The organism is Pseudomonas sp. HTZ2 (genome assembly GCF_033173945.1).
GTDB classification, from domain to species: domain Bacteria; phylum Pseudomonadota; class Gammaproteobacteria; order Pseudomonadales; family Pseudomonadaceae; genus Aquipseudomonas; species Aquipseudomonas guariconensis.
The window spans coordinates 3,186,881-3,202,212 of record NZ_CP137332.1 but is presented as its reverse complement, the minus strand read 5'-3'; the positions used below and the strand labels follow the sequence as shown (position 1 = coordinate 3,202,212).

At 62.8% G+C, this 15,332-nt stretch carries 16 protein-coding genes and 1 tRNA gene; 11 read left to right on the top strand and 6 right to left on the bottom strand.

What is annotated here, in order from left to right; translation table 11 throughout:
- The first annotated feature begins 9 nt into the window (after positions 1–9).
- The 3 genes from R6G97_RS14820 (at position 10) to R6G97_RS14810 (ending at position 2,281) form a co-directional block, all read left to right on the top strand.
- Entirely contained in the window at positions 10–1,086 is a 1,077-nt protein-coding gene (locus R6G97_RS14820; RefSeq protein WP_102081473.1) for a M28 family peptidase, read from the top strand.
- Between the two features lie 21 nt (positions 1,087–1,107).
- Positions 1,108–1,632 (top strand): hypothetical protein, encoded by a 525-nt coding sequence (locus R6G97_RS14815; protein ID WP_090344633.1) that lies wholly within the window; start codon positions 1,108–1,110, stop codon positions 1,630–1,632.
- A gap of 139 nt (positions 1,633–1,771) precedes the next feature.
- The gene (locus R6G97_RS14810; protein WP_043209008.1) at positions 1,772–2,281 is read left to right on the top strand and encodes a ferritin-like domain-containing protein; all 510 of its coding nucleotides are present in this window, start codon (positions 1,772–1,774) and stop codon (positions 2,279–2,281) included.
- A 45-nt stretch (positions 2,282–2,326) separates the two neighbouring features.
- Here the strand turns inward: R6G97_RS14810 and R6G97_RS14805 are convergent, their stop codons facing one another.
- The gene (locus R6G97_RS14805) at positions 2,327–3,202 is read right to left on the bottom strand and encodes a manganese catalase family protein (protein WP_043209006.1); all 876 of its coding nucleotides are present in this window, start codon (positions 3,200–3,202) and stop codon (positions 2,327–2,329) included.
- A 60-nt stretch (positions 3,203–3,262) separates the two neighbouring features.
- On the bottom strand, positions 3,263–3,682 hold the full coding sequence (locus R6G97_RS14800) for a general stress protein (protein WP_043209003.1): 420 nt from the start codon (positions 3,680–3,682) through the stop codon (positions 3,263–3,265).
- A gap of 355 nt (positions 3,683–4,037) precedes the next feature.
- On the opposite strand from R6G97_RS14800, the gene R6G97_RS14795 reads away from it, so the two are divergent.
- The 4 genes from R6G97_RS14795 to R6G97_RS14780 all read left to right on the top strand — a co-directional run bounded on the left by R6G97_RS14795 (position 4,038) and on the right by R6G97_RS14780 (position 5,899).
- Positions 4,038–4,436 (top strand): NUDIX domain-containing protein, encoded by a 399-nt coding sequence (locus R6G97_RS14795; RefSeq protein ID WP_317847159.1) that lies wholly within the window; start codon positions 4,038–4,040, stop codon positions 4,434–4,436.
- Positions 4,437–4,546: 110 nt separating this feature from the next.
- Entirely contained in the window at positions 4,547–4,780 is a 234-nt protein-coding gene (locus tag R6G97_RS14790; RefSeq protein ID WP_043209000.1) for a PLD nuclease N-terminal domain-containing protein, read from the top strand.
- Between the two features lie 6 nt (positions 4,781–4,786).
- The gene (locus tag R6G97_RS14785) at positions 4,787–4,939 is read left to right on the top strand and encodes a hypothetical protein (RefSeq protein WP_167358083.1); all 153 of its coding nucleotides are present in this window, start codon (positions 4,787–4,789) and stop codon (positions 4,937–4,939) included.
- Positions 4,940–5,074: 135 nt separating this feature from the next.
- Positions 5,075–5,899: a substrate-binding periplasmic protein gene (locus tag R6G97_RS14780; RefSeq protein WP_043208999.1), complete on the top strand. Its 825-nt coding sequence runs from the start codon at positions 5,075–5,077 to the stop codon at positions 5,897–5,899.
- Between the two features lie 8 nt (positions 5,900–5,907).
- Here R6G97_RS14780 and R6G97_RS14775 read toward each other — a convergent pair whose 3' ends face one another.
- Positions 5,908–7,377, bottom strand: a complete 1,470-nt coding sequence (locus R6G97_RS14775; protein WP_043208998.1) for an aldehyde dehydrogenase family protein — start codon at positions 7,375–7,377, stop codon at positions 5,908–5,910.
- 203 nt (positions 7,378–7,580) lie between these two features.
- Here R6G97_RS14775 and R6G97_RS14770 point away from each other — a divergent pair, with 203 nt between their 5' ends.
- Both R6G97_RS14770 and R6G97_RS14765 read left to right on the top strand, forming a co-directional pair.
- The gene (locus R6G97_RS14770) at positions 7,581–8,330 is read left to right on the top strand and encodes a class II aldolase and adducin N-terminal domain-containing protein (RefSeq protein WP_090344640.1); all 750 of its coding nucleotides are present in this window, start codon (positions 7,581–7,583) and stop codon (positions 8,328–8,330) included.
- Between the two features lie 51 nt (positions 8,331–8,381).
- Entirely contained in the window at positions 8,382–9,329 is a 948-nt protein-coding gene (locus R6G97_RS14765; protein WP_102081485.1) for a choline ABC transporter substrate-binding protein, read from the top strand.
- Here R6G97_RS14765 and R6G97_RS14760 read toward each other — a convergent pair.
- The 3 genes from R6G97_RS14760 to R6G97_RS14750 all read right to left on the bottom strand — a co-directional run bounded on the left by R6G97_RS14760 (position 9,326) and on the right by R6G97_RS14750 (position 13,264).
- Positions 9,326–10,309 (bottom strand): GlxA family transcriptional regulator, encoded by a 984-nt coding sequence (locus R6G97_RS14760; protein ID WP_317847158.1) that lies wholly within the window; start codon positions 10,307–10,309, stop codon positions 9,326–9,328. The genes R6G97_RS14765 and R6G97_RS14760 overlap by 4 nt on opposite strands.
- A 111-nt stretch (positions 10,310–10,420) precedes the next feature.
- Positions 10,421–12,082: a choline dehydrogenase gene (locus R6G97_RS14755; RefSeq protein WP_043208993.1), complete on the bottom strand. Its 1,662-nt coding sequence runs from the start codon at positions 12,080–12,082 to the stop codon at positions 10,421–10,423.
- Between the two features lie 18 nt (positions 12,083–12,100).
- Complete coding sequence (locus R6G97_RS14750) at positions 12,101–13,264, bottom strand: aromatic ring-hydroxylating oxygenase subunit alpha (protein WP_090344645.1); 1,164 nt, start codon at positions 13,262–13,264, stop codon at positions 12,101–12,103.
- 258 nt (positions 13,265–13,522) lie between these two features.
- Here R6G97_RS14750 and R6G97_RS14745 point away from each other — a divergent pair.
- Both R6G97_RS14745 and R6G97_RS14740 read left to right on the top strand, forming a co-directional pair.
- Positions 13,523–13,599 (top strand) — tRNA-Val (locus tag R6G97_RS14745).
- Positions 13,600–14,207: 608 nt separating this feature from the next.
- Positions 14,208–15,311, top strand: a complete 1,104-nt coding sequence (locus R6G97_RS14740) for a GlxA family transcriptional regulator (RefSeq protein WP_043208990.1) — start codon at positions 14,208–14,210, stop codon at positions 15,309–15,311.
- Positions 15,312–15,332: the final 21 nt, after the last annotated feature.

Sequence of the window (15,332 nt, the reverse complement as noted above, 5' to 3'; positions counted from 1 at the left end):
CACGTCATCATGGAAATCGATCCGCTACTCCACGCACTGCTGCTGGCCCGCGGACCCGGCGGGCAGGAGGATGAAGTCCGGCACATCTGCCAGCGTGAACTGGCTCGTCACTGCGACGAAACCCGCATCGATCGCGCCGGCAACGTGCTCGGCGTGCTGCGCGCAACCCAGCCTTGCGAGCCTGAACAGAGCATCCGATTGATGGCTCACATGGATGAGATCGCCATGATCGTGAAGCGCGTGAAGACCGACGGCACGCTCGAAGTACTGGCACTGGGAGGCGCGCAACCGATCAGTTTTGGCGTGTGCCCGGTGGAGCTGCTCGGCGACCAGCAGTGCCTGCCGGGCGTGCTCTCCTATGGCTCGATGCACAACAGCGGGCGCTCCACCAATGGTCGCGAAGTCCTATCTGGTGACGTGCACTGGCAGGACGTGCACGTGGTCACACGCCAGGATACCGCTGCACTGGAACGCGCCGGGATCAGGCCTGGCACGCGGGTCGTGCTCAGCCGGCACTGGCGTCAACCCTACGCGGTCAACGACTGCATCGCGGCGCATTTTCTCGATGATCGCGCGCCGGTTGCAGCGCTGCTGGGCTGTGCCCGTGATCTTAAGGCACGCCGCGCCGGGCTGCGCCAGGATGTCTGGTTCGTCTTCACCACCCTGGAGGAAGAGTCCAACGCCGGAGCCATGTACGCCGCGGCGCGCCTGCCGGGCGATACTACCGTGGCAGTCGAAGTGGGCCCGGTGCTGGACGAGTACGGTACCCGGTTGAGCGCCGACCCGATCATCAATACCGGGGATCAAAAAGGTCTCTACAGCCGTAGTGTCGTCCATGGGCTGACGGCGGCGGCGCAACGCGCCGGGTACAGGCCGCAAGCCGCCTTGCTGGTGGATTTCGCCAGTGACGCGAGCGCGGTCATGAGCGCGGGTGTCGCGGCGCAGGCAGGCTGCCTGGCCATTCCCACGGAGAACACCCATGGCTTCGAGATGATCCATGGCGATGGCATCACGGCCTGTGCAGCGACGTTGGTGGAATACGCGCTGGCGCCGCAAGCCCCATCAGCCCCCCACAATCCACGTTGAACCCTCTCCCAGGAGCGACCGGTGCCGCGCATCATCACCCCCGCAACCCCTGAGCACGAAATCAGCGAGCGCAATGCCAAGCTGTTCGGTTCTCCCAAGGAGCGTCTGGATTTCTACCGCCGGGAAATCCAGTACGAGACGAGCATCCTGGCCAACCGCACCGATGCCTTTCTTGCGGCCCAGTCGTTTCTGGTCATCGCGTTCGTTTCCTCCATGGGCAATCTCAATCCGGACTGGGGGGCGGCGTTCACCTTGATCGTGCCGCCGTTTCTCGCCCTGTTGGGGGCGTTGAGTTCGTTGAGTGCCTGGCCGGGCATCCGCGCGGCCTACAAGATCATCGACCATTGGCAGTTCAAGCAGAGCCACCTGCTGCGCAGCGAGCCCTTGATGGGGTTGGCTTATGACGAGTCACCCCTGTTTTGCGAGACGGAAATCTCGCGACCTGGGTATCGCAAGTCATTGCTGTTTTCGTTGCGCACTCCTTGGGTATTCCTGGTGTTCTGGCTGGCCCTAGGGGGTTATGCGGTGGCAATCCAGGTGTTGTGATGTGCCCGGGCCTGGCAGTCGAAGCGAGGCCGCGTGGCGCCTTTAGCGTAGCCGCATGCCCACCTGTCGGTTCGACAGAGTCGAGGCGGGGAACTGGCTTTCACAAGCAGTACCCATCATTCCAAAGAGGCAACGCAACATGACATCCATTACCGACAATCTGCTCGACTGGCTGCGAGATGCCCATGCCATGGAACAGCAAGCCGAGAGCATGCTCAAAGGGCAGGCTGAACGCCTCGAGCATTACCCCACCCTCAAGGCACGGATCGTCCAGCACATCGAAGAAACCCAAGGGCAGCAGCGCGTGCTGGTCGAGTGCATCGAGCGCCTGGGCGGAAGCACTTCGGTGTTCAAGGACATGGCAGCCAAACTCATGGCCTTCGGGCAGGCAGTGGGCGGCATGGCCATGAGCGACGAGGTGGTCAAAGGGGCCATGGCCGGCTATGTCTTCGAAAACATGGAGATCGCCTCGTATACCGTGTTGATCGAGGCGGCGGAGGCGGCCGGCGACAGCGCCACCGCACAGGCCTGTAGGTCGATTCTCAAGGAAGAAGTGGCCATGGCCGAATGGCTGAAGGACCACCTGCCGGAAGTGACCCGTGCCTTCCTGGCCCGGTCCGCCGATCCGGATGCCGAAGCCAAACGCTGAAGCCAATCACCCGCACCGGCGTTTTGCCCGGTGCGGGTCCCCATCCTACTCCTGACCGTTGTTGACCTTGCCAAGCTCCGCCCCGGTCAGAGGCTGGGCCTGGGGGTTGGACATCGTCCTGGTTTTCATCGCGTCCAATGCGGTTTGCGACTGCGCGTCGAGCTGTACCGAGGCCTCGCCATCGCCGCCATCCACAGCCGGTTGAGGCTGTTCCACATAGACCCAGTCTTGTCCTTCATTCCAGGCCCCGCGCATTTCGCCACCTTTGGAAAGGTTGAAGTACGTGTTGTTGAACTCAGGATCTCCTGGCAGCTTGCCTTGGGGGAAGTTGGGCTGAATGGCATGCAGGGCTTTTTCGAAAGACAGTTGGTGAGCGATTTCCCGACTCATGAGAAAGCCCAGGGCATCCTTGATGCCGGGATCGTCCGTGACATTGATCAGCCGCTCGTAGACGATCTTGGCACGGGCTTCGGCGGCGATGTTGGAGCGAAGATCTGCAGTGGGTTCGCCAATGGTATCGATGTAGGCCGCCGACCAGGGCACACCGCCGGAATTGACCAAGGGTGCGCCGGCGCCATAGAGCAGGCTGGTGATATGCGAGTCGTTACCGGCACCGGTCAGCGAGCGGTAGAGCTCGCCTTCGGCCTCGATGCCCTCGGCCAGCTGGCCTTTGGCGCCCTTGTTGAGCATCACCACGATCGAGCCGATGATTTCCAGGTGGCTCAGTTCCTCCGTGGCGATATCGAATAGCAGGTCCTTGCGCCCTGGGTCATCCTCGCTCACGGCCTGGGTGAAATAGCGCATGGCGGCGGCCAGTTCCCCTTGGGGGCCGCCGAACTGTTCGAGCAGCAGATTGGCCAGCCCAGGATTGGGCTGCGCCACCCGCACGGTGTACTGCAGACGTTTGTTGTGCATGAACATTGGAATGTGCCTCATCAACAGCGCCGGGGCGGCAGAACCGCCCCGGCAATCGGTGGGAAGTTAGCGGTCGTCGTCGCTTTTACGGCCGCCCCCATGGCTGTGCTGGCCGCCTACGCGACCGGCTTCGGAGGCCTTTTCACGGTCGTTGGCGAAATTGCCGCCGGACGCCTGGCCGCCTTTCTTGCCGGCCTCAGAGGCACGTTCAGGGTCGTTCTTGAAATTGCCCCCGGACATTTGGCCGCCTTTGTGACCGGCTTCGGCGGCGCGCTCAGGATCGTTCTTGAAGTTACCCCCGGACATCTGGCCGCCTTTGTGGCCGGCCTCGGAGGCGCGTTCAGGATCGTTCTTGAAATTGCCACCGGACGCCTGGCCACCTTTATGCCCAGCTTCAGAAGCTTTCTCCCGGTCGTTGGCGAAGTTGCCTGGGTTGGTGTTGGCGCTGCCGCCTTGGTTGCTTTGTTTGTCTTGGTTGTCAGCCATGATCTTTCACCTCATGTCATCTACACAGGAAGGTCTGTGTCTAGTAGTGACAAGGGCGAGGCATTGCGCCTCGCAAAAGGAATTGGAATTTGCTGACGGGTTGCTTTAAGGATTGACGGACCGGCGTTTGAGGTGCCAAAGCCAATAACCCTGGCTTGTCTCGCACTGCTTTCGGGTGCGCAGGTTGTTGCTTTACGGATGACCTTCGCGCAAGTATTCGCAAGGCGCTGGCACTGTGGTGAGATCGATTGGTATGTGTCCCTTCGCTTGAACGGGGCGTCAGGTGTGCAGGTCTTCAGGGAAGAAGCGTCAGTCGGCGCTGCCGATACCCGAACCTTTGCCCAGAACACCCGGTATGCCTGCAAAGAAAAACCGCACAGCCAAAGCCCGCGCCACGATCGTCTGTCTACGCAACGGAAAGGTCCTGCTCGTACGCAAGAAACGCGCGAGGTGGAACCTGCCAGGCGGCGTCATCGAACCGGGCGAGACGCCGGAAGAGGCCGCCATTAGAGAGTTGCGCGAGGAAGCCTCTTTGCACTGCCAGGGCTTGCATGCGTTGTGTACATTGCCGGTTGGCAATGTGCTTCATCACATCTTCACCATCAACCTCGGCGAGCGGACACGGCCGGTTCCCAGCAACGAAATCGTGGCCTGCAAATGGGTGCTGCGCAGCGTGCTGGGCCGTATGCAATTGAGCAGCACCGCCGCTGCCTTGTTGGCCAAGGAGCTGCCGGTGTTGTCGGCACCGGTGTGACAGCGCCGGCCCATTCATCCGCGCTCAACGAAGCTGTCTGAACTTTACGCCGCCGTGCGCCTTCCTCTGTTCACACCTGTGGTTTTTTCGAATCGCAAGAGGAGGCGGATATGAGTGATCCTGTCACGTATTTCTGGATCGCCCTGGTGGCGATCATTCTGCTGGTCGATCTCTGGGCCATCGTCAGCGTGTTCCGCAGCGACAAGTCCGACGGCACCAAAGTGCTGTGGTCGTTGCTGCTGGTGCTGTTCCCAGTGATCGGGCTGGCCATCTGGGGCGTTGCCGGGCCGCGCGGCATCAAGCGTGGCACCGGACCGACTTCGCCTGAGCACAGCAAAGGATAGGAGGTGATGATGACCCAAGCTGCCCACGAACCTGCCAAGCGCCCGCCCAAGGGTGAGGCCGAACGCGACAACGACGCCCATCGCCCTGATGGCTCGACCGGTACTGCGCACGACTCGACGGCGCAAAAGGCCGCGCGGGACAAAGGCAAACGCCACTGAGCCTGCCCAAGTTGGGCATGGTTAAAGGTCTACCCACGCTTGGCGCGAGGCTTTCGGGGCGTCGTGCTCGCAGCCTGCATCGACGCTACACTTGCATCGTCGAGATAGGCGGGTACGACCGAACCGAGGGCGCCCATGCGCAAGCTTTATCGACCGATGCTCTTGTCACTGATGTGTTTCCTGCTTGCCCCGGCGGCTGCCGGGGCAGCGCCGCCGTGCAAGCACTTGGTGGCAACAGGCAATCCCGAGTACCCGCCTTACCTGTGGCGCGACCCGCAGAACCCGCAACGCCTGATCGGCGCCAATGCCGATCTGCTCCAGCGCCTTGGCAGCGAACTGGGGCTTGAGATCGACGTGGTCTATGGCGGGCCGTGGTCGCGTGCGCAGGAGCAGGTCAAGAGCGGGCGGATCGACTTGATTGCCGGCGCCTTTCGTACCGCATCGCGCGAAGTCACCATGGATTTCATACCCCCGCCGTTCCTGAACACGCCCAGCGTGGTCTGGGTGCGTCACGACGACCCGTTTTCCTACACAGGGTGGGCCGACCTGCAAGGGCGCAGCGGTGGCACCCTGGTCAACAACAGCTACGGCCAGCAATTTGACGACTACGCCAACGCTCACCTGAAACTCGAAGCGGTCCCCAGCGCGGACCAAGCGTTTCGCAAGCTGTTGTTCAAACGCAACGACTACGTCATCTACGAGCTTTACCCAGGACTGGCGCTGGCCCGCACTCTGGGCATCTCCCAGCAAGTGCAGGCGCTGGCGCCGCCTGTTTCCAGCGAAGGGCTGTACCTGACCCTCTCCCATCACTCGGCCTGCAACCAGCCCGAGCTACGGGCGCAACTGGCACAAAAACTCACCGACCTGCTCGACCGTGCCGTGCCCAGGCAACTGCTGGAGCAAAACCTCAAGCGCTGGCAGGACCAGCAGGCTCGGTCGGGTACGACGGGCAAGCCTTGATGGCGGACTCACTTGAACCAGTTCAGCGCTCGGGGTTCGCAGTTGAGCAGCACATGCTTGAGTTCGCTGAATTCCTCTAGCCCTGCCGCCGACAGCTCGCGGCCAATGCCGCTGGCCTTGAAGCCGCCCCAGGGCGCCTGGGGAAAGGCCACGTTGTAGTCGTTCACCCAAAGCGTCCCCACCCGTAGCCGCCGCGCCAGACGATGGGCCCGGCCTAGGTCTGCGGTCCACACGCCCGCCGCCAAGCCATAGGGCGTATCGTTGGCAAGCTGAACGGCATGGTTCTCGTCGGTGAAGCGCTCGACGGTGATCACCGGCCCGAAGATTTCCTCACGGGCGATGCCCATGTCGGCCTGGACCTCGGTGAGTAGGGTAGGGCGCAGCCAGAACCCCTTGCTCAAGTGCGCGTCCCTGGGGATATGGCCACCTGCGCTCAGGCGGGCGCCTTCGCCTTGCGCCGTCTGGACCAGTGCCAGCACACGGTCCCGATGCGCCGCCGAGATCAGCGGGCCCATGCGCGTACGGCTGTCGAAGCCATCGCCCAGGACGATGGCTTCGATGCGTTCGGCCAGGCGCTCGACGAAGCGGTCATGGATGCTCGCCTCCAGCAGCAGGCGCGACCCGGCCGAGCACACTTGCCCGGCATTGAAGAACACTGCGTTGAGCGCTTGGTCCAGCGCCACGTCCAGGTCGGCGTCGGCGAACACGATGTTCGGGTTCTTGCCGCCAAGTTCCAGGGCCAGGCGCTTGAAGTTGCCACTGGCGGCCTGCATGACCTTGGCGCCGGCATTGGCGCCACCGGTGAACGACAGCATGTCCACCCGCGCGCTGAGCGCCAGGCGATGGCCCACGGCGCCATCGCCGCAAACCAAGTTGAACACGCCGGGCGGCAGCGCGAGGGCGGCCAGCAGCGATGTCAGGTGCAAGGCGCTCAGCGGCGTCAGTTCGCTCGGTTTGAGAATCACCGTGTTCCCTGCGGCCAGGGCGGGCGCGAGTTTCCAGGCGGTCTGCAGCAGCGGGTAGTTCCACGGCACGATCAGTGCGCAGACGCCCACCGGCTCATGGCGCGTGACGCTGATGACATGGGCGGGCGCCTGGGGATGGGCGATGTCGGTGCGCGCTTCGAGCAGCCCCGCGTAGTAGCGGAAGGTGGCTACCACGCAGGCCAGGTCGGCCTCGCTTTCGCCGAGGGTCTTGCCAGTGTTGAGGGTTTCCAGGCGCGCCAGATGGGCGGCATCGGTTTCGATGGCCGCCGCGATGCGCAGCAGCACGGCGCTGCGCTCGTTCGGCGGCAGTTGGGGCCAGGGGCCGTGGTCGAAGGCGTGGCGGGCGGCGTCGATCGCGGCGTCGATATCGTCGGCGCTTGCCTCTGGCGCCAGGGCGAGCAGGGTTTCGTCGGCGGGGTTGATGATTTCCCGATAGCGCTTGCTGTGCGGTTCACGCCACTGTCCTGCAATGAAGAGCTGATGATGCGCCATGCTGCGTTTCCTCGTGTGCATTGGAAATGACCGCACCATAGCCAGGCCCCTGGGCGCGATCTTGACCGAATGCGACAGCCATTACCGCCCGTGCATTCGCGACAAGCCAGGTCGCATCGCGTCAAGTCCTCGGTTGTGTGCTCCCTAGACTCGGGGATGTGAATGCGTACCCGGGGGGTGCGCTCGAAGCCCGAGGAACTGCCATGCACAACCCATCCATCGCCGTGTTAGACGCCCATGCCCAGCTCCGCGTCGAGCTCGCTTGCGCGTTTCGCTGGACTGCCCGCCTGGGCATGCACGAGGCCATCGCCAACCATTTCAGCCTGGCCGTGTCCGAGGACGGAAGGCGCTTTCTGATCAACCCCTATGGGCGGCATTTTTCCAGGATGCGCGCCAGCGACCTGTTGCTGCTCGATGCCGATGATCCTTCGGCCCTGCAGCGCCCCGGGGCGCCGGACATCACCGCCTGGGCTTTGCACGGTGCCTTGCATCGTCAGCACCCGCACGCGCGCTGCATCCTGCATGTGCATTCCAAGTACGCCACGGCCTTGGCCTGCCTGGCCGATTCACGCCTGCCGCCGATCGAGCAGAACGCCATGCGCTTCTTCGAGCGCGTGGCCATCGACGAGGGTTTCGATGGCATGGGCCTGGGGGATGAAGCGGAGCGAGTGAGTCGTCAGCTGGGCGACAAGCCGATCCTGCTGATGGGCAACCACGGCGTACTGGTGGCGGCGCCCAGCGTGGCCCAGGCCTTCGACGATCTCTACTACTTCGAGCGCGCCTGCGAGCTCTACCTCACCGCCCTGGCCACCGGCCGCCCGCTGCGCATCGCCAGCGACGCCGTGGCGCGCAAGACGGCCCGGCAGTGGTTGGACTACCCGGACTTCGCCACCCGCCATTTTGCCGCGCTGCAGGAAATCCTCGATGAACAGGAGCCGGACTACCGCGCCTGAACGTCCCAACCCTTTGCCACGCCCACCCTCAACCGTTCTGGAGTCGCTCGCATGCCGAAGAAAACAGCCGTATCCGTGCTCGCCGCATCGCTGTTCGCCGCAGCCTTTGCCACCGCCCAGGCGGGGGAACCCGTCGCCTGCCAGACCGTGCATTTCGCCGAGGTCGGCTGGGCCGACATCGCTGCCACTACAGGCCTTGCCACCACCGTGCTGCAGGGCCTGGGCTACAAGACCAAGACGCAGATGCTGTCGATCCCGATGGCTTACCAAGCCATGGAGATGAAGACGATCGATGTCTATCTCGGCGCATGGATGCCCTCGATGGCGGCGATCTCTACGCCGTTTCTGGAAAAAGGCAGCGTCGAGCGGGTGCGCACCAACCTGACCGGCGCCAAGTACACCCTGGCGGTGCCGGACTATGCCTACGAGGCTGGGCTCAAGGATTTCAAGGACATCGCCCGGCTCAAGGACCAGTTGCAGGGGCGCATCTATGGCATCGAGGCGGGCAACGACGGCAACCAGATCATCCAAGGCCTGATCGACAAGGATCGCTACGGCCTCAAGGATTTTCGCCTGGTCGAGTCGAGCGAGGCCGGCATGCTGGTGGAGGTGCGCCGGGCCGTGCGCTCGAAAAAACCGATCGTGTTCCTGGGCTGGGAGCCGCACCCGATGAACACCCAGTTGTCGATGCGCTACCTCAGTGGCGGCGATGACGACTTCGGGCCCAACTATGGCGCTGCGGTGGTCGATACCCACACCCGCAAAGGCTTTGGCCAGGAGTGCCCGAACGTTGGGGCGCTGTTATCGCGGATGGAGTTCCAGCTTGGGATGGAGAGTCAGATCATGGGCGCGATTCTCAACGACAAGCAAAAGCCTGCGCTGGCATCGCGTGAATGGCTCAAGCGCAATCCGCAGGTGCTGGACAGCTGGTTGGCGGGGGTGACGACCTTCGATGGCCAGCCGGGCGTGTCGGCGGTGCGCCGTTACCTGGGGCTCTAGCGCAAGGCCCCCGGGGCCGCGTTGCGGCCCCAAAGGTAGGCGCGGGAGAAGTGCTCCAACGAGCCGAACCCAGCGCTGGCGGCTACCTGGGCGACGCTCATGCGGGTCTGCTGCAACAGGTTGTGCGCACGCGCCAGGCGCAGGCTGAGGTAGTACTTCAATGGCGTCAGGCCGGTGTGCTGCATGAACTGGCGCTCCAGTTGCCGACGCGACAGCGCCACCCGCTCGGCGATAGCCTCGCAACTCAGCGGCTCTTCCAGGTGCTGCTCCATCAGCTCGATGGCCCGCCCCATCTTGCCCGCTTGGGCGTGCAGGCTGCGGCGATAACCCTCAGCCTGCTGGACCTGCGGCTCACGCACCTGCTCGATGAGCATGTGCATGGCCACCTCGCGCGCCAGATTGCCGCCGGCCAGGTGATCCAGCCAGTTGAGGACCATATCCAGCACGGCGGTGGCGCCCGCGCAGGTCAGACGCTTGCGCCCAAGCGAGTAGAGCTGCGCGCACGCCTGGACCTTGGGGTAGCTTTCCTGGAAGCCTTGCAGGTTGTCCCAGTGCACCGCCGCCGGATGGCCATCGAGCACGCCGGCGGCGGCGAGTAGCTCGGTGCCGGTCTCGATGCCGACCATGATTGCGCCGAATGCGGCCTGGCGCTTGATCCAGGCCTTCAGCGCCGGGTTGCGTGCATGGCGGTGCACGTCGAAGCTGGCAATCACCGCGCAGGCGTCGAACTCGGTGTGCTCGCCGATGCCTGCCTGGGCGCTGGCCAGCAGGCCGTTGCTGGCGGGCACGGGCTGGCCGTCCACCGAGAGCAGGGTCCACTGGAACAGGCTGCGTTGGGCCAGCCAGTTGGCGATCGAGAATGGCTCGATCAGCGAGGCCAGGCCGAAATTGGAAAACGACGGCAACAATAGGATGCCGATGCGCAGGGGAGGGCTGGCGGGGCCCTGCCATTGAAGGCCAAGGGTTTCGGATCGGTTCATGGTTGCACCAGGCTCGACAATGGGCGTCGGCTGCATGGGCCGGCGCCTCGTTCATAGAAAAGGCCCGCTGCGCCTATCCAAGCGCAGCGGGTCGGCTTTGGCAAGCGCGCTTCAGCGCTGGCATTGGCGCCAGTGCGGGTGAATCCACACCGGGGCATCGTTGGCCGGCAACGGGTCATGGCCGCGGATCAAGTCACTGGCCTTCTCGGCGATCATCACCGTGGGCGCGTTGGTGTTGCCACTGACGATCTGCGGCATGATCGAGGCGTCGACCACCCGTAAACCACGCAGGCCATGCACGCGCAACTGCGGGTCGACCACCGCCTCCGGATCGCCGGCCGGGCCCATCTTGCACGTGCCGCTGGCGTGGTAGCCGGTCTCGGTGACGCGCCGCGCCCAGGCGTCGAGCTGCGCATCGCTCACTTGGTCGGCACCGGGTACCAGCTCATCGCCCGCATAGGCACGCATCGCCGGTTGCGCGAGGATCTCGCGCACCAGTCGGGCACCGGCGCGCATGTCGGCCCGGTCGCGTTCGCTGGTGAGGTAGTTGAACAGGATGCGTGGCGCCTGGTGCGGGTCGGCGCTGGTCAGGCTGACACTGCCCAGGCTGGTGGGACGCATCAGGTCGATGTGCACCTGGAACGCGTGCTCCGGCACCAGATCGACGCTGCCCGGTTGCACCGCCAGGGGCATGAAGGTCAGTTGCAGGTCGGGAAACTCCACGCCCGCCCGCGAACGGATGAAGGCGCCGGCCTCGAAATGATTGCTCGCCGCCAGGCCATCGTGGCTGGCGAACCAGCGCGCGCCGATCAGCCATTTGCCTGGCGCCCGCGTCCAGGGATAGATCGACACCGGCTGCTTGCAGCGGTACTGCACCACGGTGTCGGGATGATCGTTGAGCCGCTGGCCAACCCCTGGCAGATCCCGCACCACGGGAATGCCCAGGCGCTGCAGGTCCTCGGCAGGGCCGACGCCGGAGAGCATCAGCAGTTGGGGCGAGTTGATGGCGCCTGCGCTGAGCAGCACTTCGCGGCGCACGCGCACCTGGTGCACGGCACCGTCCATTTCCAATTCCACCCCGTAGGCCTGGTCGCCGTCGAACAGAATCCGGCGGCTCAGCGCCGAGGTGGCGACCGTGACGTTGCCGCCTTGGAGCGCTTCGGCCAAGTAGCCGCGAGCAGTGCTCCAACGTTTGCCGTCGCGGGTGGTGCGGTCGACCGGGCCGAAGCCTTCCTGGCGGTAGCCATTGAGGTCGCCGCTCGCGCCGTAGCCGGCTTGCTGTCCGGCTTCGATGAAGGCCTGGCACAGCGGTGACGACGTATCGCCTGGGGTGACGTGGAGCAGCCCGGCCCCGCCCCGGTAGCGGTCGGCGCCGTCCCGGTGGTTTTGCGCACGGATGAAGTACGGCAGCACCTCGCGGTAGCTCCAGCCCTCGCAGCCGTGCTCGGCCCAGCCGTCATAGTCGCGGGCATGGCCGCGGATGTAGACCATGCCGTTGATCGACGAGGAACCGCCCAAGGTGCGCCCGCGTGGCGTGCCGATACGCCGGCCGTCCAGGCCCGGCTCCGGTTCGCTGCTGTAGCGCCAGTTGAAACGCGTGCCGCCCACCACGATGCCCACGGCCGAGGGCATGTCGATGGTCCAGCTGGCGTCCGGCGGGCCGGACTCCAGCACCAGGATGCGCAGCGCCGGGTTCTCGCCCAGGCGCTTGGCCAGCACGCAGCCGGCCGAGCCTGCGCCGATGATCACGTAGTCGTATTCATGCCCGAGCATAAGGCTCTCCCTCAACGGTCAGCGGCCTTCGCCGATTCCGTCGAACACCAGCTTGTGGAAGTGATGCACCAGGTGCTCGCTTTCGTTACTGCGTTCGGCATCGATCATGTAGCGGCCTTGGTCGTAGCCCAGCGAGTGCAGGCCTTTCTGCACACTGATGTTGAGTTCGATGTCTTCCGGGCCCAGGTCTTCGTTCATCCATTTCATGCAGGCATGGGAAACCGCCGGCACCTGTTCGTGCGGGCTGTAGTAGCCAAAGCGCAGCAGCGAGCGTTCGGCGTCCAGCGGAATCATGATGAAAGTGCCGAGGAACTCGGAGAACGGGAAGGTATAAAAGGTGTTGTTCGGCCATAGGCCAATGTTGAAGAAGCGCTCGTCGGGGTTGCGCGGCCCGCTGAGTTTCACGCCGTAGGCTTCCTCGGCCTGCAGGTTGGCTGGGGCGATGTAGGTCCACCAGTTGTCACGCTTGGTCAGGCGGTAGCCTTTGAAGTCGATCAGCTTGGCCAGGTCGATATGGCAAGGGCCGGACAGCTTGAAGTGATACCCCTCGATGGAGTTGTCCATGATCACCTTCCAGTTGGCCGGCACGATCACGTCCTGCTCCTCGATCAGGCGCATCTTGCCCAGCTCGGGAAACACCGCTCGCATCTCTTCATCGGCGCCGGGGAACAGTTCGGCCAGCGAGGGGGCTTGGGCGTCGAAGTTGAAGTAGACGAAGCCACCGAGCTCTTCGACGCGGACCTTGGGAATATTGAACTGCTGCTTGTCGAAGGCGATCAGCCGTTCGCTACGTGGTGCGCTGCGCAGGCTGCCGTCCATTTCGTAGCACCAGGAGTGATAGGCGCAGCGCAGCACCCGGGTGTCGCTGCCCCGGCGCACGTCCAGCAAGCGATTGCCGCGGTGCTGGCAGACGTTGTGAAAGGCATTGATCTTGCCATCGTTGCCACAGGCCACCACCACGCTCTGGTCAAAGATGTCGCAAACCACGAATTGCCCGGGCTCTGCGAACTCGTTGCGATGGCCGGCCAGGTGCCAGGCGCTCATGAAGATGCGGTCGCGTTCGGCGGCGAAAATCTGCTCATCGAAGAAGTAACGCGAGGGCAGGGTGAACGCCTGTTCCGGGCGCTGATCGGCCCAATCTGCAATGCAAGTGCTGTGCTTGAACTGTTCGACGGATTGCATGGCTGGTCTCCTCCAGACACTGCCCCTTGGGTTCGGTCAGGGGCTTGCTCGGAAGTTAATCTAGGGGAGGGGCAACAGGCGCTCTTGATGGAAAGCGACAACATTCGCCTGTGTTGGCGGGAGTGCTACGGCGATAGGAGCGTGCCCTTGGGGCGCGGTCTTCGCCCCTGGCCTGGCACCGATGGCAAAGTTTTTGATTTTTTTGAAAAAAGCGCTTTACAGCTGGGGGGCGCCCCCTTAATATGCGCGCCACACGACAGGCACATAGCTCAGTTGGTTAGAGCACCACCTTGACATGGTGGGGGTCGTTGGTTCGAGTCCAATTGTGCCTACCAAACAAAAGCCCCGGGTTTCCGGGCACGAAAAGGGCGATCCGAAAGGGTCGCCCTTTTTTCGTTTGCAGATTTTTTGTAGATCCCGCCTGAAGGCAGCCTGTTCGGAGTTGCCGTCATCCGCTCGCGTACGCTGAGCGTCTGCTTGTTCCCCACATTTGCTTCTTTACGCAGCGCAGAGAGCCGAAACCTTTCCCGCCCGGCAACACGCGGCAGGTCGCACATGGGCAAAAACATGGCGTAAGCAGATCACGTGCCATTTAAACCGAGCACGTACATTGACCCTCTAGAAAGTAAGAGTAACTAGCTGTTTAACGCCCCGCCATCAGGCTAATACATCGTATACAGTGATGGCCAAATCGTGCCATCGCCAGCGAACGCTTCTTTCAAGTTGACCTCTGCACTGTTTTGGGGCTCAGGCTAAGTGAGCTTGCTATGCGATATTATTGAACGGTGGTTCAAAAAAACAAACACGGCGTCTTTGCGACCGCAGGATTAACGTTGCAATTTTCAAATAACTAAAAAAACAAATTTTAATATATCGATTATTTCGAGAATTATTAAAAGTAGCCCTTGATGGGTGCTCGCCTGCATGTCGAAGAGGTATCTGTATGTCGTCGCAAAAGGACGGAAAGCCTGCTCAAAACGGCTTTCCTCCCCAGTCCATCGGCTTTCTTTTGCTGGACAGTTTCACGCTGATCTCCCTGGCGTCCGCCGTCGAACCGCTGCGCATGGCCAACCAGCTTTCTGGACGCGAGCTCTACCGTTGGCACACCCTGACCGTCGATGGTGGCCAAGTCTGGGCCAGCGATGGCTTGCAGATTGTCCCCGACGCCGCCATGCACAACGCGCCGCCGATGGATACCGTGATTGTCTGCGGTGGCGTCGGCATTCAACGCACCGTCACCCGTGAACATATCACTTGGCTACAGGCCCAGGCGCGCAAGTCGCGGCGCTTGGGCGGGGTATGCACCGGCAGTTGGGCGCTTGCCTGCGCCGGGTTGCTCGACGGTTTCGATTGCAGCGTGCATTGGGAGTGCCTGGGCGCGATGCAGGAAGCCTTTCCGCGGGTCAACATGAGTACCCGCTTGTTCAGCCTGGATCGCAACCGCTTCACCAGTTCGGGAGGCACAGCCCCCTTGGACATGATGCTGCACCTGATCAGTCGCGAGCACGGTCGAGAACTCTCGGCGGCCATTTCAGAAATGTTCGTGTATGAGCGTATTCGTAATGAGCAGGACCATCAGCGTGTGCCGCTCAAGCATATGCTCGGCACCAATCAGCCGAAGTTGCAGGAAATCGTCGCGCTGATGGAGGCCAATCTGGAGGAGTTGATTGATCTGGATGAGCTGGCCAAATATGTGAATATTTCACGGCGCCAACTTGAACGATTGTTTCAGAAAAACCTGAACTGCACCCCCTCTCGTTATTATCTGCGGTTGCGTCTTGTCCGGGCGCGTCAATTACTCAAGCAAACGCACATGTCGATCATCGAGGTGGCTTCCGTGGTGGGCTTTGTCTCCACGCCGCACTTTTCCAAGTGCTACCGGGAATACTTCGGAGCGCCACCGAAAAACGAAAGAGCTACCTCCAATACTTCGCAAAAGCTGCTGCTGGATGACGACGAGACAAAGGGGCCAGACGACACCACTAAAAGTTCGCTCGACCAAGCACAAAGCGAGTCGACTTTCGCGAGCGTGAAGTTAAAACTTTAACCCTGCGCAAAACGGGTAGGG